The following is a 23,698-nucleotide window of genomic DNA, read 5'->3' on the forward strand; positions in this document are numbered from 1 at the left end:
ACCTGGTCACCGGCAGTGGCGCGTGGGCCGGGGGTTGCCGGGCCGGCCGGCCCGGTGCGGTGTTAACGTCTCATCCCGTTGCCGGCGAGCGCCGCTAGCTCAACTGGCAGAGCAGCGGACTCTTAATCCGCGGGTTCGGGGTTCGAGTCCCTGGCGGCGCACCAACGATCAAGGCCCTGAACTGGTGTTCAACGCCGGTCCGGGGCCTTTTGGGTACGTCGGCCTGCATGGTCGGCCGCGAGGGCTGGACCGTGGGTTCGTCGGTGACGCGGCCGTCCCCCGCGAAGACCCGGCGGCACCGCGAGACCGGACAGGTCGAACGGTCCGGGCCGGTACGGTCCGAAGAGCAGGTGGAGTATGGACAGTGCCCACCCGTGTCGAGCCGGTGCCTCGCGGAGCTCGTGGTGGCGCTCGACCGCTGACACTCGCCGGTCCGCGGCCGCCGGTGTCGAATCGGCGTTCACCAGCGGAGTGCACCTCGCCCTTGGCGTCGTCTCGGCCACGTTCCTCGCCGGGGCGGTGCTGGCGCGCGGCGGTTCTGCTGCGTCCGGTCTCCCGCTAAGGTTGTCAACAATCTCATACGGAAAGGCGGACTCCTCTTCAATGGACACCATTCTCCTCACCGATGCCAGCCGCATTATCGCCGGGGTCGCGCTCCTGACCATCGTCACCATCGAGCTCGGTGGATTTCTCATGACCCGGATCGCGAGCGGCGCGGTGGAGATGACTTCGTTCCAGAAATCCTTCGCCCGCGCCGGCCACGGCCATGCCGGTGTGCTCGTGACATTGAGTTTGATCTGCCTCGTGCTGGCCGACCTCGGCAATGTCGACGGTGCTGCCGGCTGGATCGCCCGGATCTGCATCCCCTTGTCCGCGGTGGTGATGTCGGCCGGCTTCTTCGCCGCCTCGGCCGGGCGGGACCGCACCACCCCCAACCGGTTCATCCTGGTGCTCTACCTGGGCGCGGCGTTGCTCACCGTCGGGGTGGCGACCCTGGGCATCGCTCTGCTCGCCGCCTGACCACGCACCCGTCGACATGCCGGCACCCCCCGCGGGGGATGCCGGCATTCGTCGTCTACATGGGCCGGACCCTGTCCGAAAGCGGAATCGTCACTGGCGCCGAGCGCTACGGCGGGGTCAGGAGCTGCCCTGTGCAGTCGGGATCCCGCACCACTGCCGATCTCTGACGGGGTCCGTATCGGCACGGTCCGGCGCCGCCTTCCGCGGTACCCGGGCCGGGCCCCACCATGTCCGCCGCACGTGGGCCGGGACCGGTCAGGCCCTGAGCGGACATGTCGAAGACCTTCCCTCGCCTGCGTGGGTGCGCCTTATTGGGCCCATGACCGGAGGCACCGCCGGGATTAATCCAAAGAATGAGCGACGACACGCGATCGGGGAAACAAAGCGCGGAAGCTCATTTTGGTCGCCCGGAAGTCGTGGCAATCTACGGGGCGATGAGCGCGTCGTGCGGAGCGGTGATGCCTGCCGCTTCGGGTTTGCCGCGTTCGAACAGGACTGATCCACAACCGTTTTTTTCATGATCCCGGGACGGGCGGGGATCGGACAGCTCCGCCGGCGAGCATCCTCGGTGTCGACAGCCCGCGAGCCGGACGATGTTCGCCTCCGGTCTACGGGGTATAGCTGACCGGATGAAGAAGACCGTGTACGCGGCGCTGGCCGGCGGCCTGGCGCTCACGCTGGCCGCCTGCTCCTCCAACGGGCCGGCCGCCCCCGTCCCGTCCGGGACGACCGTGCCGTCGCCCTCCGGCTCCACTCCGGCCGCCGGTCCGGCGCTGGCCGACACGGCCGTGCGTGCGCTCGCCGGCACCGACACCGATCCGTTCGATCAGGTCCGGCGGTTGCAGGCGCCCCCCGGCTGGAAGGTCGACGTCTGGGCCCGGGTGCCCGGCGCGCGGCTGCTGGCCTGGACGCCGGACGGTCGGCTGCTTGTGTCGCGCCCCCGCTCGGGCGATGTGCTCGCGCTGGTGCCGGGGAAGGACGACGCCGCGCCGACCCGGGGGACGCTGATCAGCGGGCTGAACCAGCCGCACGGGCTGGCCTTCCGGGGCGACACGCTCTACGTGGCCGAGAGCGACCGGGTCGACAGCTTCACCTACCGTACCGGCGTGCTGTCGGACCGGCGCGTCGTCGTCGAGGGGCTGCCCGACGCGAAGAGCCCCGAGCTGCGAGGCACCTATGCCCATGCGCTCAAGAGCGTGACGGTGGGCAGGGACGGCGCGGTCTACGTCTCGATCGGTTCGACAGGCAACGTGTCGGTCGAGGACCGGGACGCGGTCCCGCAGCGGGCCGCCGTGCTGCGGGTGTCGGCCGGCGGTGGGCGGCCCGAGGTCTTCGCCCGCGGCGTCCGCAACGGCACCGGGCTCGCTGTCGACCCGGACGGTGCGGTGTGGACGGCGGTCAACAACCGGGACAACGTGGCGTACCCGGTGGACCGCGACTACGACGGCGACGGCACGGCCGACCAGGGGCGCACCCTCCAGGCGTACGTGAACGACCACCCGCTCGAACCGTTGGCCCGGCTGACTCGGGGCCGCGACCTCGGCTGGCCGTACTGCAACCCGGACCCCGACGTGGAGCTGGGCGCGAAGGACTCGCCGTTGAGTTACACCCGACGGCCATTCGTCCGGGATGTCCAGCACAACTCCGACGGCAACAAGCTCGACTGCGCGGCGCTCCCCCCCGTCGAGCAGGGCCTGGCCGCCCACTCGGCCCCACTGGGGCTGAGCTTCACGGGGTCGCCGGGCCTGCCGGGCGGTTACGGGTCTGGTGCCCTGGTCGGTGTGCACGGCTCCTGGAACCGGACACCGCCGCGGGCTCCGCAGGTGTCATTCTTCCCCTGGCGCGCAGGCACCCTCGGCCCGGAGCAGGTCCTGCTGACCGGGTTCCAGGCGTCGGACGGCTCCCGCTGGGGCCGACCGGTCATGGCCGTGCAGGGCCCCGATCGGGCGCTGTACGTGAGTGACGATCTCGCGGGCGCCGTCTACCGGCTCACCGCCCCCCGAGGGTGATTCGGCACTCGCCCGTGCCCGTGCCCGGTCGGTCGCTGAAGCGACGTAGGGCGGAAAGGTTGCCTGCCCGCTGCTGTCAGCGTGCCAGGATCAACTCCAGGTGAAGCCGGCGAGTTGTTGCTTGAACTGTTTCAGGGTGAAGCTGTGGCCCTCTGGCGGTTCGAGCGACATGGAGTAGGTGACCTGCCCGACCTCACCCGCCCACAGGTCAGTGAGTTCACCGCCGAGCACATGAGCGGCTGGTACGCCGCCCATGACGTCCTGGGCTGGCCCGACCAACTCGTCCTACCCGAGACCACCGGTGTCGGCCGGTAGGGCTGGTGCCTGGGTGTGACTGTGCGGCATGTCCGGCTGATCCGCCGCGGGTGTGCCGAACGGGATGAGGGTGCCGTCCACGTCGAGGAACAGCAATGGACGCGGCGCCGGGTCGGGCATGACCCAAGAGGCTAGCCCTCACCGAGCCGGTCCGATCACACCTTGAGGACGTCCACGTCGTACAGCGCTATCGACGCGTCGCGGGAGGCCAGGGTCAGACTCTCGGTGATCGCTTGGGCCACCAGCATGCGGTCGAAGGGGTCGCGGTGGTGCGCTGGCAGGCGGCGGGCTGCGATGGCGTGGGCGTGGGTCACCGGGAGTTCCTGGAAGCCCATGTCCCTTACCCGCTCTGCGAGGTCAGGGGGTCCGCCGAGTTTCCCCGCGCTCTGCTTGATGGTGATCTCCCACAGGGTGACCGGGGAGAGGAAGATGTCCGGCTCGTGTCGCAGTCGGTCGAGGAACTCAGCGCCGAGGGTCGGGTCGCCGGTGATGGCCCAGAGCGCGACGTGAGTGTCCAGCAGCAGGGTCATGCGCCGATGCCGAAGTCGGTGGCGATCTCGGCGTTGGTCTCTGGTGAGTCCCAGTCGCCGGATAGGTCGAGTTGGCCGGCGAGGGAGCCGACTGCGGTGCGGTTGGCCCGCCGAACCAGCGGTACGACCTTCGCCACCGGGGTGCCCGCCCGGTCGATGATGATCTCCTCGCCGTGTTCCACCCGTTCGATGATGCGCGACAGGTGGGTCTTGGCGTCATGCATGTTGTAGTGCACGGCCTCAGCCGACATGGCGTACCCCCTCGCTTAGCTAAGAGATTAGTTTAGCCTGCTTGGCCGTGTGCGCCAGCAGCTTGGCTGTCTGCGGTCGGGTCGCCGGACGCCGTCTGAGTCGGCGCGCTGGGCAGGGTCGAGGGTCGATGGATCACCACGTGGGCCGCATTCGGGACGACATCCGCTGACGCTTGACATGACCTGTCAAGTGCTTGACGATGGGCGTCAAGCGAAGGGGATTGGTGTGCCACCAGCTAATGCGGAACTTGTCGCGCAGCTCCTCAGGTTGATCGAGGTTCGGCTGCTCGATCCGTTGGAGATCCTGGTCGACGGTGACCCGGCGATCGACTCGCTGCGGGCCGTCGTGCGGGACCGGGCACACTCCTGGGCCGCCACCATGGTCGGTGGTGACGAGCAGGCCGCCTACGGCGTGATCGTCCGGGCGATCTCGACGCTCTATCCCGGCGACGCCCCGTTCCACCCGCCCCTCGACTGGTGGCGCACCCCACTCGGCCAGATCGTCGCGCGACGGGTGGGCCACCCCACCGCCGAATCGGTGTCGTACGCGGTGGCCGGCGCCATGCTCGGCATCACCCGCCAGGGGGTCCACGACCTGGCCGCCCGCGGCAAACTCGCCCGCCATCCCGAGGGCGGTGTGCTGTCCGCCGCCGTCCGCGACCGACTACTCCGGGAAGGAACCCGACATGCCTGATTCCCTCCTCAGCTCAGGCGGCGTGCCGATCGCGTACCGCGACCTCGGTGGACCGGGACCCTCGCTGTTGCTGCTGCACGGTGCGGGCGGCAACCTCGCCCAGCTGACGACGCTGGCCGAGGAGTTGCGGCAGGCGTACCGGGTGGTCACCGTCGACCTGCGCGGCCACGGGCGGTCCGGCGACGGCCCGTGGCGGTGGGACGAGGTGCTCGACGACCTGGCCGCCGTCGCCGACGGCCTCGGTCTCGACCGCCCCGCGGTGGTCGGGGTTTCCCTCGGTGGGATGCTGGCCGCCCTCTGGGCGCAGCGTCACCCGGAGTGCCCAGGTGTCGTCAGCCTGGACGGAAATCCTCCGCCGAGTCGCCCGGAGCACCTCGCCGGGATGGACCCGGGGCAGGCGGCAGCGGCGCTCGCCAAACTGCGGGCGGCCTTCGACGGGATGGCCGCGATGCTGGCCGAGCCGCTCACCGCCGAACAGTTGGCCGCGGCGCTGGCCGGGCAGCGGGCGATGGCCCTGCGGTACGGCGCCGATCCGGCGGACTGGGTGGCCGCCTTCGAACGGAACCTCGTGCCGGGTGACGACGGCCGTTACCGGCTGCGCCCCGATCCGACGGTGACCGGACAGTTGCGGGAAGCGATGGAGTCCCTCGACCTGGTCCCCGCCTACCGGGATGCCCGGTGCCCCCTGCTGCTCGTCCTCGCCACCGAGGACCTACCCGAGCAGGAACCGTTTCACGAGGTGTACGTGGCCTACCGCCGGGCCACCCTGGAACGGCTTGCCACTGTGGACGGCCCACACCTGCGGGTGCTGCCGTTGGCCGGCGCCAGCCACGCGATGGTCGCCGAACGCCCGGCGGAGCTCGCCGCCATCGTCACCGACTTCCTGCACGAGGCAGCTCACGGCTGAGCCGGGAGACTCGGCCGTCGCGCGTGCGGCGCAGCCGCGGATTCATCGGACGATGCCAGTGGGGCGTGGGGCGGGGGTCGGGCGTTCTGCCCGGTACGAGCGCCTTTGCGCATTGACCACTCTTAATTGACTGTTGCAGTCGTCACACGTTCGACATACAGTCCGGGGGAGAGCTTCGTAGCGATTGGAAAAAGAGTGCGGTCGGGCAACAGCACCCCTCCGCCAGTCCTTAGTGGCGTCGCTGTTCCGTGCTCGTCGCTCGATACCCACATTCGGCATCCCGTCGACGGCAAGTGAAAGGAACAGCACGTGAAATCAGCAATTTCCACCGCTCGAACGTCATTGTTGGCGCTCGCGGTGTTCGTCTCGGCCGCAGTGCCGGCCGTGCTGACGAATCAGCTGCCGGCCGCGGCCGCGGTTCAGGCGACCTACTATGTCGCCCCGGACGGCAACGACGCCAACGCGGGGACGATCGAATCCCCATTCAAGACGCTGCAACGCGCGCGGGATGTCGTCCGTACGGTGAACACGAACATGACCGGTGACATCAGCGTGTTGCTGCGTGGTGGGAGTTATCCGATCAGCAGCACCGTCGAATTCGGCACGAGTGACTCGGGCACCAACGGATTCCGGATCAGCTACGGCGCCTACCCGGGTGAGAAGCCGGTCCTCGACGGTGGTGTCCAGGTGACCGGGTGGACCCAGCACAGCGGCAACATCTGGAAGGCGCCGCTGGACCGCGCCAACAAGCTGCGTGCGCTGTACGTCAACGACAAGCGTGCCGTCATGGCGTCCAAGACGATCAGCTCGGGGGGCTGTTACGGGACGTACACCATCACGGCCAACCAGGCCGCGTGGGCCTGGGAGTCGGGATCGCAGTGCGATGGCGCCAAATACAGTCTGAATGATTTCCCCGCCGTCGCCCGCAACCAGGACGACATCGAGATCGAGACGGGCACGACCTGGACCACGGCAATCGTGGGCGTCCGCCAGGTGACCACGAGTTCCGACGGCGCGAACCGGGTCGCCCTGTTCCAGCAGCCGGGTGCGGCGATCGCCCAGGGCTCGTTCAACGGCAACGCCCAGGTGGGTGGCACCCACAAGCTCATGAACGCCTACGAGTTCCTGGACGCGCCCGGCGAGTTCTACTTCGACAAGGGCACCAAGACGGTCTACTACTACAAGGCCAGCGCCGACAACATGTCGACCGCGACTGTCTACGCGCCGAACAACGTCACCAACCTGCTGCGCGTCGCCGGCACCTCGACCAGCGGCCACGCGCGCAACATCACGTTCTCCGGGCTGACGGTGCAGCACTCCGACTGGAACCTGTTCAACGTCGCCGGCTCGTCCTTCAAGCAGGCGCAGCAGGGCAACCTCGGTGCCCAGGTGTACGCCAAGGGCAACTTCCACGTCTACTACTACCGGAACGTGGACGTGACGCCCGGCATCATCCAGATCCAGAACGCCGACGGGATCCTGCTGCAACGCAACCGGATCCAGCACACCGGCGCCGACGGGATCAACATGATCAACGACGTGCAGGGCACCCAGTTGATCGGCAACTACACCAACGACATCGCCGGCTCCGCGATCACCGTGGGTCATCCGCAGCACGTCTACATCGGAGACGGCACGTCGACCAACCGGGAGAAGTTCTCCGCGCAGGTCGAGGGGCTGCCGAAGAACATCGACATCAAGAACAACTACCTCTACGACAGTGCCGTCCTGTTCAACGGGCACAGCCCCATCTCGGCGTACTTCGCCGACACCCTCACCATCCAGCGCAACCGGATCGAGAAGACCACGTGGTCGGGTATCACGATGGGTTGGGGCTGGTGGAACTTCGACGGATCGTCGGGCTCGATCGTGCCCAACCGGCCCACCACGACGGCCCGAAACAACAACATCAGCTACAACCACATCATCGACACGGTGCAGCGTCTCAGTGACACGGCCCCGATCTACACGCTCGGCAGCCAGCCGGGGACGATGATCACCAACAACTACCTCCAGGGCGTGCCGTCGGGCCACAAGTACGGCCTCCACCCGGACGAGGGATCGGCGTTCATCACCTTCCGTGACAACGTCCTGAGCATCGACAAGAACGTCACCTGGATGATCAATTCCGACGACTTCGGCCGGAAGCACGATCTGAGCATCACGCAGATCTACGGCCCGATCAACAAGGTCTCGAACAAGAACCTGCCGAACAGCACGGTCGCCGACATCCTCGTCTCCTCCGACTATGTCTGGCCCGCGGCGGCGTACAGCATCGCGGCGAATTCCGGCCTGGAGGACGCGTACCGGGACATCGTGCCGGCGAGCACCTTCTCCGCGCCGAACTACGTGCTGCCGGCCAGCACATTCGTCGCGAGCGCCACGGCGTCGATCCCGATCCGGAGCACCGGTGACGCCACCAAGTCGGTCTGGCTGGCGCCGTCCGGCACGACCACCTTCACCGCCGGGGCGACGATGACCAGGGCGGCGGGCAACGCCACCTCGATCGCCGTGCCGACGACGCAGGGCGAGTACCGGCTCTACGTCGTCGACGCACAGGGCAACCGGTCGGCGGAGTCGACCTTCATCGTCCGGCAACAGCAGGGCGGCGGCGGCACGGGGGCCGGGCAGCTCGTGGGTGGCCAGTCCGGCCGCTGTGTCGAGGTGCCCAACTCCTCGACCACCAACGGCACCCAGGCGCAACTCTGGGACTGCTCCACCGGTGCCAACCAGCGCTGGACCCAGACCGCCAGCAAGCAGCTGACCGTGTACGGCAACAAGTGCCTGGACGCGTCCGGGGCCGGCACGGCCAACGGCACCGCGGTCATCATCTGGGACTGCCACGGCGGCACGAACCAGCAGTGGAACGTCAACAGCAACGGCACCATCACGAACGCCCAGTCCGGGCTCTGCCTCGATGCCAACGGCGCCGCCACCGCCAACGGCACCAAGGTGATCCTCTGGTCGTGCAACGGCGGCGCGAACCAGCGGTGGACGCTGCGTAGCTGACCGACCAGACCCCGGGGCCAGGCCGACACGGGCCTGGCCCCGGGCTATTTCTGGTATCCGTAGTTGTCGCAGGTCCGGCGGCCGAGGACGCAGTTCTTGGTGCGCTTGTTCATGGTGGCGACATCCCACATCACGAACGCGTCGCCGTGCATCGACGAGGCGCTCTTGCCCTCCTTGTCGGAGGAGAGGTAGTAGCCCGCCGGGGTGCCCTTCGCCGGGTACCGGATGTCGAAGGTGATCGCCGGGATCCGGACCGGATGGCTGGGTGGGCAGGCGTTGCCGCTGCCGTACGCCACATGGTCCTTGTGGTTGGGGCTGTCCAGGTGCTTGCCGTCCCAGCAGTCGGGGAACTGCATCATGAAGTGCAGCGTCGCGTCCCCACCGCAGATGGGCCAGTTGCCGTTGGTGCTGCGGGCGACGCCGTCGAGGTCCCCCGGGCCGTAGAAGGCGCAGTAGAACTGCCCGGTCGCGCCGCGCGGTGTCGGCTTCTTCTTCTTGGCGTCGCCGGAGATCATGCGCAGGCCGTTGGGTATCGGCATCTGGCCCGTCGAGTTCTTGGCGAGCGATCGGTAGTAGACCCGGAACCCGGTGGTCTCGACCGGCTTGCCCGTCGCGTTGTCGTAGAGCGTGGGCACCCAGTAGGCGGAGTGGTCCTGTACCGGCTTGCAGGAGGTGGCCGTGAACTTCGTCAGGTCGCCGGCGACGGTGCTCGCGTCGACGGCCTTGTTGCCGACGAAGGAGTGCATGTGTGAGGCGCCCGGTAGGCCGGGAGCGACGATCGGGTCATCCGGCAACCGGTGGCTGTACTGGCAGTCCGCGCGGAACTCCGGGAGGTTGCCCACACCGGCCGGGACCGGGTCGATCGACAAGGCCTGGTACGCGTCAACCTGCGCCTTCCAGGCCGCGCGGTCGACGGGAATCCAGCCGGTGGCGGGGATCGCCGGCGCTGCGGCGGTCGACGGGGTCGCGCTGGTCGACGGGGTCGCGGCGGTCGACGGGGACGTGGACACGGTCGGCGGCGCGGAGTCCGACGTTGCCGCGTCGGGCCGTGGCTGCCCGGCCGACGGCGACGGGTACTGCTGGGCGTTGGCCGCGTTCGACGGCTCGGGCGTCACTCCGCTGTTGCTGAGGTACACGCCCCCGGCCGCGACCACGAGTAGGACCGCCGCTGCGGCGGCCACGCCGAGCTTGTTGCGGGCCGGCCACCCCGGAGGGCGATGACGTGACGGCGGCGGGCTCTCGTACGACACCTGTCACTCCCAACGAGCCGACATGCGGCTGACCCGAACGGCCACGGCCGCCGAATGGTAGGTGCCCGCCGCCCGTACTCGACACTTTCTTAAACTTTCCTTAAAATGCGCGGACCTGAATGTCCATACAGGTCAGTGCGTCGTTCCTGGCCACGGACGCGGTCCCGCCGAATGTTGCGGATTACCGTTCCCGCCGGTGAGATGTATCGCTTTCCCGATCGGTCGAACGTGAAGGTTGCCTCGGGCTACCGTGTCCCCGGTTCAACTGATCATCGTGAGCGGTCGACACCCGACCGACCTCACGGGAACCGGGTTGCACACCCGAAGGAGGTTCCATGGCACGCACCCGCATGGTTGGGGCGCTCGCCGCTGTCCTCGTCCTACCGGCTCTCACCGTCGTGACCGCGACGTCGCCGGCGTCGGCGGAAGCCGTCGCGCCGAAGGTCGCCCCGCGGAGTGACATGCGTGAGCTCACCCGGAAGGACTTCACGCTGGACGGCCGGCCGATCGAGACGCCCTCGCGGTACCAGCCGCGCACGGGCGCGCGGAAGCAGGCGCAGTCGGTGGAGACGCCGGCGGTCGGTACGGTCCGTCAGTGGCTCGGCCTCGACGACGTCCAGGGCTCGGTCTACCGCAAGGACTACACACTGCGGGCGGTCGGTGAGCACATCGAGGTCTGGGTCGCCAACGACCTGGCGTTCCCGGCCGGTGACTGCCGGACGCAGGTGCCGTCGTCGACGCAGATCACCGACGCGCAGGTGAAGCACCTGGTCGACGAGTTCGACACGAACATGTACCCGAAGGAGACGAACGCCTTCAGCACCCCGCCGGACCGGGACGGCAGCAACGCCCAGATCGGGCCGGACGCCAACGGCAATGGCGGGGTCTACACCGGCGCCGGCAACAAGACCGTCACGCTCGTGGACAACGTGCGGGACGACAACTACTACACGTTCCCGGCCGCGCCGACGTACATCGCCGGGTTCTTCTCCGCCCAGTTCAACGAGCTGCTCGACCGCAACGTGATGACCGTCGACGCGTTCGACTGGCTGCACCGCATGACGGCGAACCCGCCGGACGAGCCGACCACCGACCTGTGCACCAGCCGGGGCGCGCGGCCGAACAGCTACGAGGGCACGTTCGCGCACGAGTGGCAGCACCTCGCGCACTACTACGCGGACCCCTTCGAGGGTAACTGGATCAACGAGGGCCTCTCCGACTTCGCCATGTCGCTGACCGGGTACAGCGACTCGAAGGCCACGGTCTTCGACCGGGGCGCCGACGGTCACCTCTACTGCTACCAGGGGTTCGGCACGGTCCAGACGCCGTACAACACCAACCCGCGCGACTGTGGTGGGCCGGAGAACTCCCTCACCCTCTGGGACGAGAGCCCCAACCCGAACGCGGTCCTCGCCGACTACGGCAGCGCGTACTCGTTGATGTTGTTCCTCTACGACCGCTACGGCGCCGACTTCATGTCCCGGCTGCACCGCGACGGTGCCCGGCAGGGCCTCGCGAGCCTGGACGCCGAGCTGGAGACGGTCGGGGTCCACGACGTCTACCAGGTCATCCACGACTTCCAGTCGATGACGCTGCTCGACAAGCTCGTCGGCGAGTCGAAGTTCGGCGTCACCCTCGGCGTCGCCAAGAGCCGGGTCACCACGCCGAGCCTGCGCTCCACGGTCAACCTGGCCAGCACGGCGGCCAACGGTACGCCGGGGGCCGCCCCGAACGGCGCCGACTACGTGCAACTGGGCACGGCCAAGGGCAAGGTGCTCAGCGGTCGCGACCTGCGGTCGGTGATGTTCCAGGGCGCGAAGACCCTGCCCGCCCTCCCGCTGTCGTGGACGACCACCACCCAGGACCCGGACCGGCCGGGCAACGCGGTGCTCTTCTCCGGCAACGCCAACAGCCTCGACTCGACGGCCGTCACCTCGGTCGCCGTGCCGACCACCGACCCGACGCTGCGGTTCCAGGCCAAGTACGGCGCGGAACTCGGCTACGACTACGGCTACGTCACCGTGTCGACGGACGGCGGTGCCACGTACACGGCGATCCCCGGTGACAAGACTGTCGACGGGCCGCGCGGCCCGGCGCTCAACGGTACGACCAGCGGCTTCGAGGCGCGCTCGTACGACCTGTCGGCGTACGCCGGGAAGACCGTGCTGCTCGGCTTCGAGTACGTCAGTGATGGCGGCACCAACGAGGGCGGCCTGCTGCTCGACGACATCACCGTCGGCGGTAAGACGCTCAGCGACGGCACCAGCCTGGCGCCGTTCGACTCGCCGACCGAGATCCGTCCGACCCCGGTCAAGAACTGGAACCTGCGGCTCGTCGGCATCGACGAGAAGCACTCGATCGCCTGGCAGTTCGAGTCCAACGGCCGCTCCGAGGTCACGATCGGCAAGCTTCAGCTGGCCGTGCTGGACGCCTTCCCGAAGGTCGTCGCCGTGGTGGCGTACGACGAGCCGACCGAGCAGGTGCGGCAGTACGCGCCGTACCAACTCACCGTGAACGGTGTGGTGCAGCCCGGGGGCAGCAGCTCACTGAGCTGATCTCCACCCAGCTCGCGGGGCACCCGCCGTCGAGGTCGACGGTGGGTGCCCCGCCCGCTCTGCCGGGGTCGGCCGGACCGGAAATTCTCGGTCGGAGAGGTGCTGGCGGACAGCGTGCGGGTAATGCGGGGTGATGAAGTCGACCTGGAAGCCCCACGAGAAGCACGGCGGGCTGTCGAGCAAGGACAAGCGCGAGCTGCCGGAGACCGTCTTCGCGTTCCCCCGCGAACGCAAGGAACCGATGACCGACGCGGGTCACGTCCGCAACGCCATCGCCCGGTTCGATCAGGTGCAGGGCGTCACCGACGAGGATCGGGACCTGGCCTTCCAGAACATCCTCGCCGCGGCCAAGCACTACGGTGTCGAGGTCGCCGAGACCAACTGGCGTCAGCTCGGCAAACTCCCGCACACACCGAACCCCGCCCACTGACCGGCGCACCCGCACGATTCGGCGGGTAGGTCCGCCGTCGGCGGGTAAGCGGCGCGAGTGCCCGCAGAGAAGGAGCCGGCAGCCCACCTCGACCCGGAGTCGGGCGGGGCGTCCCGAACGGTGGCCGGCCTCCGCGAACGGGTGCGCCACGCCGTACGTACCCGTGCCTGGCGGTTCCGCCTCTTCGGTCTGCTCGCCGTGCAGGCCGGCGTCGCGGCGTCGCTCGCCTGGTTCGTGGGGTATCAGTTCCTGGACAATCCGGCCCCGGTCCTCGCGCCCACCACGGCGGTTGGCATCGTGGCCGCCTCGATGGGGTCACGCCTGCGACGTACCGTCGAGCTGCTGGTCGGGGTGATCCTGGGCCTCGCCGTCGGTGACGCGCTCATGCCGCTGTTCGGCATCGGCGCCTGGCAGACCGGCGTGGTCGTGGTGCTGGCGATCATCGTGGCCGTGTTGCTCAAGGGCGGTGGATCCCTGCTCACCCAGGCCGGCGGCACCGCGGTGCTCATCGCCACCCTGGAACCGCCCGTGCGTGACCTGTCCGTCCCCCGCTTCGTCGACGCCGCGGTCGGCGGGCTCGTCGGTCTGGCGGTCGGCCTGCTCTTGGTGCCCATCCACCCGCAGCGGACGGTGCAGCGGCTGGCCGAACCGGTCCTCGACCCGGCCATCGCCGCCCTGCACGACCTGGCCGCGGCCCTGCGTCGTCGGGACCTTGGCGGCACCGAGCAGAGTCTGAACGCGTTGCGGACTCTCGGAGCACGGATGACCGCGCTCGACGAGGGGCTCGCGGCTGCCCAGGAGGTGGTGCGACTGGCGCCACTACGGTGGCGCGAACGCCGGTCCCTGGCCCGATACACCCAGGCCATCCACCATCTTGAGCGCAGTCTCTACGGCTGTCGGGCCGTCGCGCGGAGACTCACCAAGGCTCTCCGGGAGGATGAGCCGATTCCTGCGGAGTTCGCGGCGGCCATCGACCTGCTGGCCACCAGTGTGCAGACGCTGAGACGCACCACCACCCCCGGGCGGGCGGACCCGCAGGAGGCTCGCCGGCAGATTCTGACCGCTGTGGAACTGGTCGGACAGGCGCAGGGGGAGTCCGCCCCGGATCCCACCCGCCCGCACACCCACCGGCTGGGCTACTCGGGAATGGTCGCCGCGGGTGAGTTCCGCACGGCTGCCCACGACCTGCTCATCGCCAGCGGCTTGGACACCACCACGGCGGCAGCGCAGGTGCGGCAGACGGCGGACCGGGACGGGTGGGATTGGCCGGAACGCGGCGCTCGCCCGTGAGCCGTCCGGGTCAGGCCGGCTTGAGCGAGGCCAGGATCTCCTCGTAGTGCGGGTTCTTCATGACACCCAGCACGTTGCCGAACGGGTCGACGACCGAGGCGGTGATGAACCCCTCGTCGCCGTGCGGGGTGATCGGCTGGTACTCCTTGGCACCCAACGCCAGCAGTCGCTCGACGGTGGCGTCGAGATCGTCGACGTACCAGTGCATGAGCACGCCGCCGGGTCCCGTCGCGGCCCCGGGCGGCGCGAACTTGCGGTCGAGGATGCCCAGCTCCGCCTGGTAGTCGCCGATCCGGAACTCGGTGTAGGCCGGGCGTCCGTCCGGCCCGGGGCGCATGAAGTACGCCTCGACGCCGAGGAAGTCGGCGTACCAGGCGGTGGCCGCCTCCACGTCGTCGGCCCAGATGTTGAGTGTGGCGAATCCTCGCAGGCTCATCAGCTTTCCCTCCGTCGATGTCGTTGCACACGACGCTATCGGCGATTGCGGAAGATTCGCTTCCGCAATGGTCGGCGGGTTCGGACAAGTCGCGTGTAGCCCGCCGCCTCCCGGGTAGTCGCCGCCGTTGCCATCACGACGGCGGGGGACAGCGTGGATGCGAGGTATCCGGCGATCGAGGCGCACGGCCTGATCGGTGACCTGCAGACCGCCGCGCTGATCAGCGCAGACGGTGCCATCGACTGGTTCTGCGCGCCCCGTTTCGACTCACCGAGCATCTTCGGTGCGCTGCTCGACCATGACAAGGGCGGCCACTTCCGGCTCACGCCCGACGGCGTCGACTACACGAGCAAGCAGCTCTACCTGCCCGGTACGCCGATCCTGATCACCCGCTTCCACAGCGCCGACGGCGTGGGCGAGCTGTTGGACTTCATGCCCGTCACCGGTGAACAGGCCACCGACCGGCACCGGCTGATCCGGCTGGTACGGATGGTCCGGGGAAGCATGCGGTTCCGCTTCGACTGCCGTCCCCGGTTCAACTACGGGCGCGACCCGTACGAGCTCGAGGTGCACCCCGAGGGTGACGTGTTCCGGAGTCCGACCCTCACCCTCACCCTCACTCCCTTCAAGGAATCGGAACGAACATTCGAGGCGGTGGGAGTCCGGCGCGACGCCGAGGGCGTGTCCGCGTCGTTCACCCTGCGCGCGGGCGACATCGGCGGGGTCGTCCTGGAGACGGCCTGTCCGCACGCGCCCCGCGCGATGAGCACCGACGAGGCGTGCGACCTGCTCGCCCAGACCCGCGACTACTGGCGGCGGTGGGTGGGCGGCTCCCGGTACAAGGGTCGGTGGCGGGAGGTGGTCGAGCGGTCGGCGATGACGCTCAAGCTGATGACGTACGCGCCGACCGGCGCCCTGGTCGCGGCACCCACCGCCGGGCTGCCGGAGCAGATCGGCGGGCAGCGGAACTGGGACTACCGCTACACCTGGATCCGGGACGCGTCCTTCTCCGTGCACGCGTTGCTGCGCCTGGGCTTCACCGACGAGGCCCAGAGGTATCTGTTCTGGCTGAACGAGCGCATCCGCGAGGCCCGGGACGCCAACCTGCCCCTCCAGGTCATGTACCGCATCGACGGTTCACCCGACCTCCCCGAGGAGGTGTTGGGTCACCTGGAGGGATACCGGTGTTCGGCGCCGGTGCGGATCGGTAACGGCGCGGCCGGCCAACTGCAACTCGACATCTACGGCGAGGCGCTCGTCTCGTTGGAGCTCGCGGACCGGAACGGGCTGATCGCGCCGTACCAGGGGTGGCGGAAGACGGCCGGGATGATGGACTGGCTCTGCGAGCACTGGGACCAACCCGAGGACGGCATCTGGGAGACCCGGTCCGGCCGGCAGGACTTCACCTACGGGCGGGTGCTGTCCTGGGTCGCGCTCGACCGTGCCATCCGCATCGCGCACCGCCGCGGGCGCCCCGGCGACACCGCCCGCTGGGCCGCCGAACGGGACGCCATCTACGAGCAGGTCATGACCCGTGGCTTCGACCCGCAGTGCGGCGCGTTCGTGCAGCACTACGGGTCCGACATCCTGGACGCCTCGCTTCTGTCGATGCCCGGCCTGAACTTCATCTCGGCGACCGACCCGATGTGGGAGTCGACGCTGCGGGCGATGGACGCCGGCCTGGTCTCCGACAGCCTGGTCTACCGCTACGACCCGAAGGCCTCGCCGGACGGCCTCGCCGGCACCGAGGGCACCTTCAACATGTGCACCTTCTGGTACGTGGAGGCCCTCGCGCTGGCCGGGCGGGTCGACGACGCCCGGTTGACCTTCGAGAAGATGCTCACCTACGCCAGCCCGCTGGGCCTCTACTCCGAGGAGATCGCCCCGACCGGCGAGCAGATCGGCAACTTCCCGCAGGCGTTCAGTCACCTCTCGCTGATCAGCACGGCTGCCCACCTCGACGACCTGCTCGACAAGGAGCAGTGCTGACCCACCCGGTCAGAACAGCGTCAACGGTTCGACAGGTATCGGCTCGGGCAGCGGGTCCAACTCGGGCACGCGTGCGCGGACCTCGTCGTGGAACCGGCGGGCGAGTACGGGCGCGTCGGCGTTGTCCGGGGTGTGCAGGAACATCGTCGGCGAGCGTCCCTCCCGCAGCCAGGCCACGGTGACGTCGATCCAGCGCTGCCACCCCTCGACCGTGCGGGTCGGGTCGTCCCGGCCGAGGTAGCGGACGATCGGCCGGTCGGTCAGCGCGAGCGAGCGGAGCGGCACGCGGGGCTTCTTGGTCCAGGCGTCCCGTTCGGCGTCGCTGCTGGGTGGGCTCGCGAAGAAGGCTGTCGTGTCGAAGGGGATCCACTCGGCGGACGCGACGGCGAGGGTCGCCTCCAGCAGCCGGGCCGCGTCGGCGTCGGTGAAGAACGCGGGGTGGCGGACCTCCACCGCGTACCGGTGCGACGGCGGGAGTTGACCCAGGAAGCGGCGCAGGGTCGGGACGTCGGCGGGGGCGAACGAGCCGGGTAGCTGGATCCAGAGGGCGTGTACGCGCGGGCCGAGCGGCTCGATCGCGTCCAGGAAGGCGCGCAGCGGTTCGCCGACGGCGGTGAGCCGACGTTCGTGGGTGATGACCTTCGGAAGCTTGAGGACGAACCGGAAGTCGGGGTCCGTCTGCGCGGCCCACGACGCCACGGTGTCCCGGGCCGGGGTCGCGTAGAACGTCGTGTTGCCCTCCACGGCGTCACACCAGCTGGCGTAGTGCCGCAGGCGCTCCGCAGGTGGCAGTTGGTGTCCCGGCCACGACCGGTGGCTCCACATCGCGCACCCCACGTGCAGACGCATGTCCGCCCTTCCCGTGCTTCGACCGGAGCCCACCGTATCGGGGCGCCTCGCCCGCCACCCGCCGGACATCGTCAACTCAAGGTTGACGCGACCGGACCGTCAACCTATGGTTGACGCATGACAGATCCTCTCCAGATGAGCAACACCGTCAAGCTCGACGACCTGATCCAGGCCATCAAGAGGGCACACACCGACGCGCTCGACCAGCTCACCGACGCGGTCATCGCCGCCGACCACCTCGGCGAGGTCGCCGACCACCTGATCGGGCACTTCGTCGACCAGGCTCGCCGCTCGGGCGCCTCCTGGACCGACATCGGCCGCAGCATGGGCGTCACCAAGCAGGCCGCCCAGAAGCGCTTCGTGCCGAAGGCCACCGACGGGCCGACCCTCGACCCGAACGAATCCTTCGGGCGGTTCACCCCCCGGGCCCGCAACGTGGTGATGTCCTCGCAGGAGGAGGCCCGCGCCAGCGGAAGCGCCGAGATCCGCCCCGAGCACCTGGTGCTGGGCCTGCTGGCCGAGCCGGACGGGCTGGCCGCCAAGGTGATGGCCGGCCGGGGCGCCACCGCCGAGGTGGTGCGGGAGAAGGTCGCCGCCCTCCTGCCGCCACCGGCCGAGCAGGTCCCGGACCTCATCCCGTACGACGCACGCGGCCGGAAGGCTTTGGAGCTGACCTTCCGCGAGGCGCTGCGCCTCGGGCACAACTACATCGGCACCGAGCACATCCTGCTGGCCCTGCTGGAGCAGGAGGACGGCGCCGGCGTGCTCACCGGTCTCGGCCTGGACAAGGCGACGGTCGAGGCCGACCTGGCCGCCGCGCTCGCCGCCTTCACGGCACCGAAGTGAGGCCCTCCGGTCAGGGTGCCTCGGGGAAGCCGTAACGCAGGGCGTGCTCCGGATCGGTCGGGTCGATCTGGCGCACGCCCGCGTCGGCGAGGCGCTTGTTGACCTCGTCGAGCTGCTCGCGCACCAGTCGGGCCTCCTCCTCGGTGACCCGGCCCCGATGCGGCTTGCCGGCGTGCTCAAGCGTGCTGTAGTCGATCTTCTCGGCGCCCTTGCGGGCCTTCGGCGGGCGGACCCGCTCGGCCGTCCGCAACAGTTGCGCCATCGGCACGTCGGTGGCCATCGCGTCGAACTCGCTGGCCGTCAACACCACCCGACGCGGCTCGCCACCGCCATGCCGGTCGTGGATCTCCACCACCGCCACGTCCAGGGCGGCGTCGTCGATGTTCTCCACCTCACCCGGGGTGGCGTCCAACTGCACGGGCCCGGCGACCAGGTCCGGGTGCTCCAGCACCACGACGCGGACCACCTCGTCGTCCTGCTGCAGAACCGTGCCGGTGAAGTCGGAGACGTGGATCGTCTTCTTGCCCATGCGCGGAGCTTCTCCTGTCGTAGGCCGGATGGCGGACCACAAGAAATTACCCGACAGGTGTGCGAAAGCCCTCGCTGGACCTCCCCGGTGTGTCGCCCCGGGCGAACGTCAGAGGCTGCCCTTGGGTGCCACCCACCCGGTGGGTGAGGGGTGGTGCGTCAGTGCGTGTTCAGGCGGTGCCGACTGAAGCTGCCAACGGGCAGCTTGTTCAATCCGGCCCACGACAGGGCTCCGCCGCCGACCGTGCGGGGATTTCGGTAGCGCGGCTGGGAAGGACTGCTCTTGATGGCTTCCGCCGCCTGCCAGAGTCGCTCGGGGTCCTGCTGGTAGTGGTCGCTCGGCTGAATCGGCATGCGTTCACCGTCCCAAAGAAAGGTGTCCAGCTAAGAAAATACATATGACGGTCGATCGCTCTGCCTGATCATCGTGCCCCGCCCGGCCCTGCGGGATCGTCCGCCCGGCCGGGCCAGCCCGGCGTACGGTGATCCACGACGGCTGGACCGACGGGGAGGTGGGCATGCTCGACCGGCGGGTCCAACTGCACCTGGCCACCTGGCTCGGTCAGTGGCCGGCCGGCGCGGGGCTGCACGTGGTCGCCTCGCACCGACGGGCCGCACCGGCCTGGGACGGCAGGCTGCGCCCCGCGCTCGCCGTGGACACCGGGCGCAGCGGTGTGCTCTCCGTGGCGCCGGACCGGGTGGCGGCGATCCGTGCCCTGATCCGGCGTACTCCGGACCGGTTCCTCGCCGCGCTGCCGCAGGCCGTGGGGCTGCCCGACTGGTGCGTGCACGACGGTCCCTTCCGGTGGAGTGTGTCCCCCGCGCCGCTTCCCGACGTGGGGGAGTGGACCCCGCCGACGGCACCCGGGCTGCCGCCCTGGCTGCGGCTCTTCGACCGGCCGGTGCTGGTGGTCCGCGATCCGGATGGTGCCTACCTGGCCGGTGCCGGGATCAAGCGGCACGACGCGTACGGGCACGAGTTGGCCGTGGGCACCGCGCCGGTGGCTCGGGGGCACGGCCTTGCCCGCCGACTCGTTGCGCAGGCGGCGCGACGGGTCCTCGACGAGGGAGCGGTGCCGACCTACCTGCACGAGCGCGACAATCTCGCTTCGGCCCGGGTCGCCGACGCGGCCGGCTTCCCGGATCGCGGCTGGCGGGCGTACGGGGTCTATCCGCGCTGACTCGCGCGGGCGCTCGCGGACCGTGGATCCCGGGCCGGATCCACGGTCCGCAACCTCCCCCCAGGCCCCGGTTCCGGACGTACCGACAGGTGTCGGGTCGGTACGCGTCGATCACGCTACGTATCTAACCGGCTCAGGGCAAGGTTGATGCTGTCAGTTCGGAGTGTCGAAAAGTGGACTTGACCTGCTCCTTCGGTGATCGGCGAGTGTAGGCCGGGTCAGTGACGGAGCGTGCGGATCAGGTCGAGCACCTGTCGGGTCACCGGTCGGAGGACCCGGAGCCGGGACAGCGCCACGAGCCGGTCGATCAGTGGTACGGCCCCGTCGATCAACTGCCGGGTCTTGGTCTGGCCCGGTGATCGATCGTGGACCCAGTAGAGGATCACGCCCATGTACGCGAGCCAGAGCAGCTCGGGCAGTTGGGGGCGAAGCTCGGCGTCGACCTTGGCCGTCGAGCCCGTCAACACCTCGCCGAAGAGCTCGATGGCCGCCTGTCGGGGGCCGGAGGACTCCGCCGAGAAGGGACTCAGCGGCGAGGTGGGCTCGGCCGCCGTCTTGAAGAAGGTCGCCGCGAACCCGTGCGAGGGCGTCAACACGTCGATCCCCGCGTGCAGCACTCCGGCCAGCCGGGCGCCGAACGCCTCCTCCCGATCGAGTACGGGCTGTGCGGCCGCCCGGTGTGTGACCTGGGACTGGGCGTAGAACTCCTGGATCAGGTGGTCCTTGGAACCGAAGTAGTAGTAGGCGTTGCCGACCGCCACGCCGGCCTCCTGCGCGATCGCCCGCATGGTGGTCTGGGCGTAACCGCGCTCGCGGAACAGCCGCATCGCGGTGTCCCGGATCAGCTGCCGGGTCTGCTCGCCTCGGGCGGTGGCTGGGTCACCCGCAGTGGTCGTCTGCGCAGGCTGCTCGGTCATCGAGGTCACCGTATCCCGCCAGGTCGTTTGTCGGCTCGTCCCCCGGGTCGCGGACCCGCTCCCGGATCGCCGAGGCGGCGGCCACCGCCTGTCGGGCGAGGGGCAGCAGGTGCGGTCGGGCCAGTCGCTCGGCCATGGACCGGTGGTCGGCCAACGCCCACAGGCAGGCGAACCAGGCGCCGTCGCCCGCGTACACCTCACCGGTGTCGGCGATCACGGTGAGGTCGCGCAGCGTCGCGTCGTGGTCCAGGCCGGGAAAGCGCCGCCGGGCCTCGACCGATCCGGCCGGCACGAACTCCAGGGGTACGAGTTGGGCGCGGGAGGTCAACCAGCGGCGGGCGGCGCGGCAGAGCGGGCAGGCCGCGTCGAACAGGACGGTGAACCCCCGGATCCCACCGCCGGAGTGGGCGGTGGGATCCGGGAGTCGACCGACGCCACCGGTCGGTGTCTCGGTCATCGGGTCGGCGGGTTGTTCGCCGGCCCAGCGCCGGGCTGCGGTCCGGCCGGGTGTGGTCCGGCCGGTTGCGGGCCGGGCTGGGGTCCGGCCGGGTGTGCGCCGGGCGGCCGCGGTCCGCCCGGGTACGCGCCGACCAACTGTGATCCGGCTGGGGCGGGCTGCATGGGGAGTCGGCCGATCGGGGCGATCGGGGGATGGGTGGCGAGCTGGCGAAGGCGGGTTCGGCGGTAGCGGCCCAGTGCGAAGACGTTGAAGAAGTGCAGCGCGCCGAGCACCAGCAGCACCAGGCCGACCTTGAGGGACAGTTCCTCCATGGCCTGGGCCGTGGAAACCACCGGGTCGGAGTGCCTCATCGCCACCGTGACGTAGCCGAGGTTGAGCAGATAGAAGCCGACGACCAGGAGGCTGTTGACCGCTTTGGCGACTCGTTCCTCGGCGAACACCTCCTCCAGGAAGACCAGCCCGTTGCGCGACAGTGCCCGAGCCACCCAGATGGTCAGCCCGACGCTGACCGCGAGGTAGACCACGTACATCCAGACCTTGATGTCCATGCGGACGCCCTTCTTGAACGTGTTCAACTACCGACGTCGTCAGCCTAGGGTGAATATTGAACATGTTCAAGAACGGGCGACACGTGACTGTGGACACTCTGGCGCGGGAGCGCGTCGTCCGGCCGAGCCTCGGGGGCCCGGCTGGAGAACGCCGCGGCTCAGCCGGCCAGTCCGAGAGCCTCGGCCGCCGCGCGGCCGTTGGCGTGGCTCGCGCCGTAGGTGGTGACGAAGGCGCGTACGCCCGCCGGGCGCCACTGCGCCGGCCACCCCATCTCCACCACGGTCACCGAATGCTCGGCGGCCAGCCCGGCGACCAGCTCCGGGCCACCGGGTAGCCGGTGCAGGTGCCGCCCCACCAGCACGATGGGTCGGTCACCGGCCAACCCGCGCAACGTCGCCGGGTCGGTCTCGGTGGCGATCACGCGAATCTCCGGCACGCCGTCGAGGTGGGGACCGAGACCCCACGGCACCCGACCCTCGGCGATCGTCGACTCGGTGTGCAACTGCACCACAAGCGGTCGGTCCAGGCCGGTGAGCACCCCGTCCACCCGGACGGCGCGACGCGCCGCCGCGTACCCCAGCTCGGTGTCCCCGGCTGCCGGCGGCCCGGCGGCGGCCCGGGTCCAGGCGGCGAGCTCGGCGGCGCGGCCGGCGGCCTGCTCGACCCGGGCGGTCGCCAGCCGACCGTCGGTGAGGGCGTCGACGATCTCGGCGGCCACCCGCTCGACCAGTTCGGCGTCGACCCGCGCGCCGATGCACAGCAGGTCGGCGCCGGCCGCCAGGGCGCGGACCGCGGCCGGGCCGACCCCGCCGGCGGCCACTGCGGCACCCTTCATCTCCAGCGCGTCGGTGATGACGGCGCCGGTGAAGCCGAGGTCGGTGCGGAGCAGGTCGACCAGGACGGCCCGGCTGAAGGTGGCCGGATCGGCGCCGGTCAGCGACGGCACCCGGATGTGCGCGGTCATCACGGCGCGTGCCCCGGCGGCGATGACCGCCCCGAACGGCGGCAGGTCCCGTTGGCGGAGCAGGCTCAACGGCGCGTCCACGGTGGGCAGTTCGTGGTGTGAGTCGGTGACGGTGGCGCCGTGCCCGGGGAAGTGCTTCGCGCAGGCGGCCACGCCGGCGGCCTGCAACCCGGTCACGGCGGCGGCCGAGTGGGCGGCCACCCGCACCGGGTCCGCGCCGAAGGATCGGGTGCCGATCACCGGGTTCTCGTCGGCGGTGTTGACGTCCACCGTCGGGGCGAGGTTGACGGTGATGCCGAGCGCGGCCAGCTCGGCGCCGATCGACCGGTAGACGCGTCGGGTGAGCGCCACGTCGCCGATCGCGCCGAGGGCGGCGTTTCCGGGGTACGGGCTGCCGGTGGCATGCGCCAGCCGGGTCACGTCACCGCCCTCCTCGTCGATGGCGATCAGCGCGTCCGGCCGGCCGGAGCGCAACGCGGCGGTGCTCGCCGCCACCTGGGCGGGGTCGTGCACGTTGGTGCCGAACAGGGTGTGCCCGGCCAGCCCGTCGGCCAGCAGGTCGACAGCCCAGTCCGGCGGGACCGGTCCCGGGTACGCGGCGAGCAACGTGCCCAGCGCCAACCGGCGCAGTCCTGGATCCAGCCCCACGTGATCTCCCCCTTCGGTGCCCCAGCGGGTACGAAACGTCGTACCGGTGGTGGTGTCCGCCCTGCCGAATC

At 69.8% G+C, this 23,698-nt stretch carries 22 protein-coding genes, 1 tRNA gene and 1 pseudogene; 13 read left to right on the forward strand and 11 right to left on the reverse strand.

All coding sequences use genetic code 11. From position 1 onward, the window contains the following. Nucleotides 1–88 precede the first annotated feature (88 nt). The 4 genes and pseudogenes from AB0O48_RS27580 to AB0O48_RS27595 form a co-directional block, all read left to right on the forward strand. Nucleotides 89–164 (forward strand) — tRNA-Lys (locus AB0O48_RS27580). Between the two features lie 307 nt (nt 165–471). Further along, entirely contained in the window at nt 472–1,020 is a 549-nt protein-coding gene (locus AB0O48_RS27585) for a hypothetical protein (RefSeq protein ID WP_365069157.1), read from the forward strand. A 629-nt stretch (nt 1,021–1,649) separates the two neighbouring features. Beyond that, complete coding sequence (locus AB0O48_RS27590; RefSeq protein WP_357572192.1) at nt 1,650–3,029, forward strand: gluconolaconase; 1,380 nt, start codon at nt 1,650–1,652, stop codon at nt 3,027–3,029. Nucleotides 3,030–3,221: 192 nt separating this feature from the next. Then, nucleotides 3,222–3,335, forward strand: a pseudogene (locus AB0O48_RS27595) (kinase); the annotation flags it as partial. 164 nt (nt 3,336–3,499) lie between these two features. On the opposite strand, the gene AB0O48_RS27600 reads toward AB0O48_RS27595, so the two are convergent. Beyond that, nucleotides 3,500–3,874 (reverse strand): type II toxin-antitoxin system VapC family toxin, encoded by a 375-nt coding sequence (locus AB0O48_RS27600; RefSeq protein ID WP_365069160.1) that lies wholly within the window; start codon nt 3,872–3,874, stop codon nt 3,500–3,502. Next, nucleotides 3,871–4,125, reverse strand: coding sequence for a type II toxin-antitoxin system prevent-host-death family antitoxin (locus AB0O48_RS27605; protein ID WP_357250844.1), 255 nt, complete (start codon nt 4,123–4,125; stop codon nt 3,871–3,873). The genes AB0O48_RS27600 and AB0O48_RS27605 overlap by 4 nt, the downstream gene beginning before the upstream one ends. Before the next feature lie 226 nt (nt 4,126–4,351). Here AB0O48_RS27605 and AB0O48_RS27610 point away from each other — a divergent pair, with 226 nt between their 5' ends. From AB0O48_RS27610 to AB0O48_RS27620, 3 genes are all read left to right on the forward strand, one after another. Next, nucleotides 4,352–4,819, forward strand: coding sequence for a hypothetical protein (locus tag AB0O48_RS27610; protein WP_357250841.1), 468 nt, complete (start codon nt 4,352–4,354; stop codon nt 4,817–4,819). Continuing rightward, a complete protein-coding gene (locus tag AB0O48_RS27615) occupies nt 4,812–5,726 on the forward strand; it encodes an alpha/beta hydrolase (RefSeq protein ID WP_357250838.1) in 915 nt (304 codons plus the stop codon). Before AB0O48_RS27610 ends, AB0O48_RS27615 begins: the two co-directional genes overlap by 8 nt. Nucleotides 5,727–6,035: 309 nt before the next feature. Beyond that, a complete protein-coding gene (locus AB0O48_RS27620) occupies nt 6,036–8,735 on the forward strand; it encodes an RICIN domain-containing protein (protein WP_365069163.1) in 2,700 nt (899 codons plus the stop codon). Between the two features lie 44 nt (nt 8,736–8,779). Here the strand turns inward: AB0O48_RS27620 and AB0O48_RS27625 are convergent, their stop codons facing one another. Then, a complete protein-coding gene (locus tag AB0O48_RS27625; protein WP_365069165.1) occupies nt 8,780–9,985 on the reverse strand; it encodes a DUF1996 domain-containing protein in 1,206 nt (401 codons plus the stop codon). A gap of 335 nt (nt 9,986–10,320) precedes the next feature. On the opposite strand from AB0O48_RS27625, the gene AB0O48_RS27630 reads away from it, so the two are divergent. The 3 genes from AB0O48_RS27630 to AB0O48_RS27640 all read left to right on the forward strand — a co-directional run bounded on the left by AB0O48_RS27630 (nt 10,321) and on the right by AB0O48_RS27640 (nt 14,260). Further along, nucleotides 10,321–12,540, forward strand: coding sequence for a peptidase M6 immune inhibitor A (locus AB0O48_RS27630; RefSeq protein ID WP_365069167.1), 2,220 nt, complete (start codon nt 10,321–10,323; stop codon nt 12,538–12,540). Between the two features lie 133 nt (nt 12,541–12,673). Then, complete coding sequence (locus AB0O48_RS27635; RefSeq protein WP_357250826.1) at nt 12,674–12,970, forward strand: DUF6582 domain-containing protein; 297 nt, start codon at nt 12,674–12,676, stop codon at nt 12,968–12,970. A 57-nt stretch (nt 12,971–13,027) separates the two neighbouring features. Further along, nucleotides 13,028–14,260: an FUSC family protein gene (locus tag AB0O48_RS27640; RefSeq protein ID WP_365069170.1), complete on the forward strand. Its 1,233-nt coding sequence runs from the start codon at nt 13,028–13,030 to the stop codon at nt 14,258–14,260. A gap of 10 nt (nt 14,261–14,270) precedes the next feature. Here AB0O48_RS27640 and AB0O48_RS27645 read toward each other — a convergent pair whose 3' ends face one another. Beyond that, complete coding sequence (locus tag AB0O48_RS27645; protein WP_365069172.1) at nt 14,271–14,696, reverse strand: VOC family protein; 426 nt, start codon at nt 14,694–14,696, stop codon at nt 14,271–14,273. A gap of 153 nt (nt 14,697–14,849) precedes the next feature. On the opposite strand from AB0O48_RS27645, the gene AB0O48_RS27650 reads away from it, so the two are divergent. Further along, nucleotides 14,850–16,685 carry a glycoside hydrolase family 15 protein gene (locus tag AB0O48_RS27650; RefSeq protein WP_357572185.1) on the forward strand — a complete coding sequence of 612 codons (1,836 nt, stop codon included), beginning with the start codon at nt 14,850–14,852 and terminating at the stop codon, nt 16,683–16,685. 9 nt (nt 16,686–16,694) lie between these two features. Here the strand turns inward: AB0O48_RS27650 and AB0O48_RS27655 are convergent, their stop codons facing one another. After that, nucleotides 16,695–17,510 carry a DUF72 domain-containing protein gene (locus tag AB0O48_RS27655; RefSeq protein WP_357250923.1) on the reverse strand — a complete coding sequence of 272 codons (816 nt, stop codon included), beginning with the start codon at nt 17,508–17,510 and terminating at the stop codon, nt 16,695–16,697. Nucleotides 17,511–17,651: 141 nt separating this feature from the next. Between AB0O48_RS27655 and AB0O48_RS27660 the strand changes: the two genes are divergently transcribed. Continuing rightward, a complete protein-coding gene (locus AB0O48_RS27660) occupies nt 17,652–18,380 on the forward strand; it encodes a Clp protease N-terminal domain-containing protein (protein ID WP_357250815.1) in 729 nt (242 codons plus the stop codon). Between the two features lie 10 nt (nt 18,381–18,390). Here the strand turns inward: AB0O48_RS27660 and AB0O48_RS27665 are convergent, their stop codons facing one another. Both AB0O48_RS27665 and AB0O48_RS27670 read right to left on the reverse strand, forming a co-directional pair. Then, on the reverse strand, nt 18,391–18,909 hold the full coding sequence (locus AB0O48_RS27665) for a hypothetical protein (RefSeq protein ID WP_357250812.1): 519 nt from the start codon (nt 18,907–18,909) through the stop codon (nt 18,391–18,393). Nucleotides 18,910–19,067: 158 nt separating this feature from the next. Then, nucleotides 19,068–19,262, reverse strand: a complete 195-nt coding sequence (locus tag AB0O48_RS27670; RefSeq protein WP_357572184.1) for a DNA repair protein — start codon at nt 19,260–19,262, stop codon at nt 19,068–19,070. A 164-nt stretch (nt 19,263–19,426) separates the two neighbouring features. Here AB0O48_RS27670 and AB0O48_RS27675 point away from each other — a divergent pair, with 164 nt between their 5' ends. After that, the gene (locus AB0O48_RS27675) at nt 19,427–20,089 is read left to right on the forward strand and encodes a GNAT family N-acetyltransferase (RefSeq protein ID WP_357572183.1); all 663 of its coding nucleotides are present in this window, start codon (nt 19,427–19,429) and stop codon (nt 20,087–20,089) included. 218 nt (nt 20,090–20,307) lie between these two features. Here the strand turns inward: AB0O48_RS27675 and AB0O48_RS27680 are convergent, their stop codons facing one another. The 4 genes from AB0O48_RS27680 to AB0O48_RS27695 all read right to left on the reverse strand — a co-directional run bounded on the left by AB0O48_RS27680 (nt 20,308) and on the right by AB0O48_RS27695 (nt 23,627). After that, nucleotides 20,308–21,006: a TetR family transcriptional regulator gene (locus tag AB0O48_RS27680; RefSeq protein WP_357250806.1), complete on the reverse strand. Its 699-nt coding sequence runs from the start codon at nt 21,004–21,006 to the stop codon at nt 20,308–20,310. Beyond that, nucleotides 20,969–21,463: a DCC1-like thiol-disulfide oxidoreductase family protein gene (locus AB0O48_RS27685; RefSeq protein ID WP_357250803.1), complete on the reverse strand. Its 495-nt coding sequence runs from the start codon at nt 21,461–21,463 to the stop codon at nt 20,969–20,971. The genes AB0O48_RS27680 and AB0O48_RS27685 overlap by 38 nt, the downstream gene beginning before the upstream one ends. Then, nucleotides 21,460–22,041 (reverse strand): hypothetical protein, encoded by a 582-nt coding sequence (locus tag AB0O48_RS27690; RefSeq protein ID WP_357250799.1) that lies wholly within the window; start codon nt 22,039–22,041, stop codon nt 21,460–21,462. The genes AB0O48_RS27685 and AB0O48_RS27690 overlap by 4 nt, the downstream gene beginning before the upstream one ends. Nucleotides 22,042–22,172: 131 nt before the next feature. Continuing rightward, the gene (locus AB0O48_RS27695; protein WP_357250796.1) at nt 22,173–23,627 is read right to left on the reverse strand and encodes a glycoside hydrolase family 3 N-terminal domain-containing protein; all 1,455 of its coding nucleotides are present in this window, start codon (nt 23,625–23,627) and stop codon (nt 22,173–22,175) included. Between the last annotated feature and the right edge of the window lie 71 nt (nt 23,628–23,698).

The sequence above is a fragment of the Micromonospora sp. NPDC085948 genome (assembly GCF_040686315.1).
Lineage (GTDB): Bacteria > Actinomycetota > Actinomycetes > Mycobacteriales > Micromonosporaceae > Micromonospora.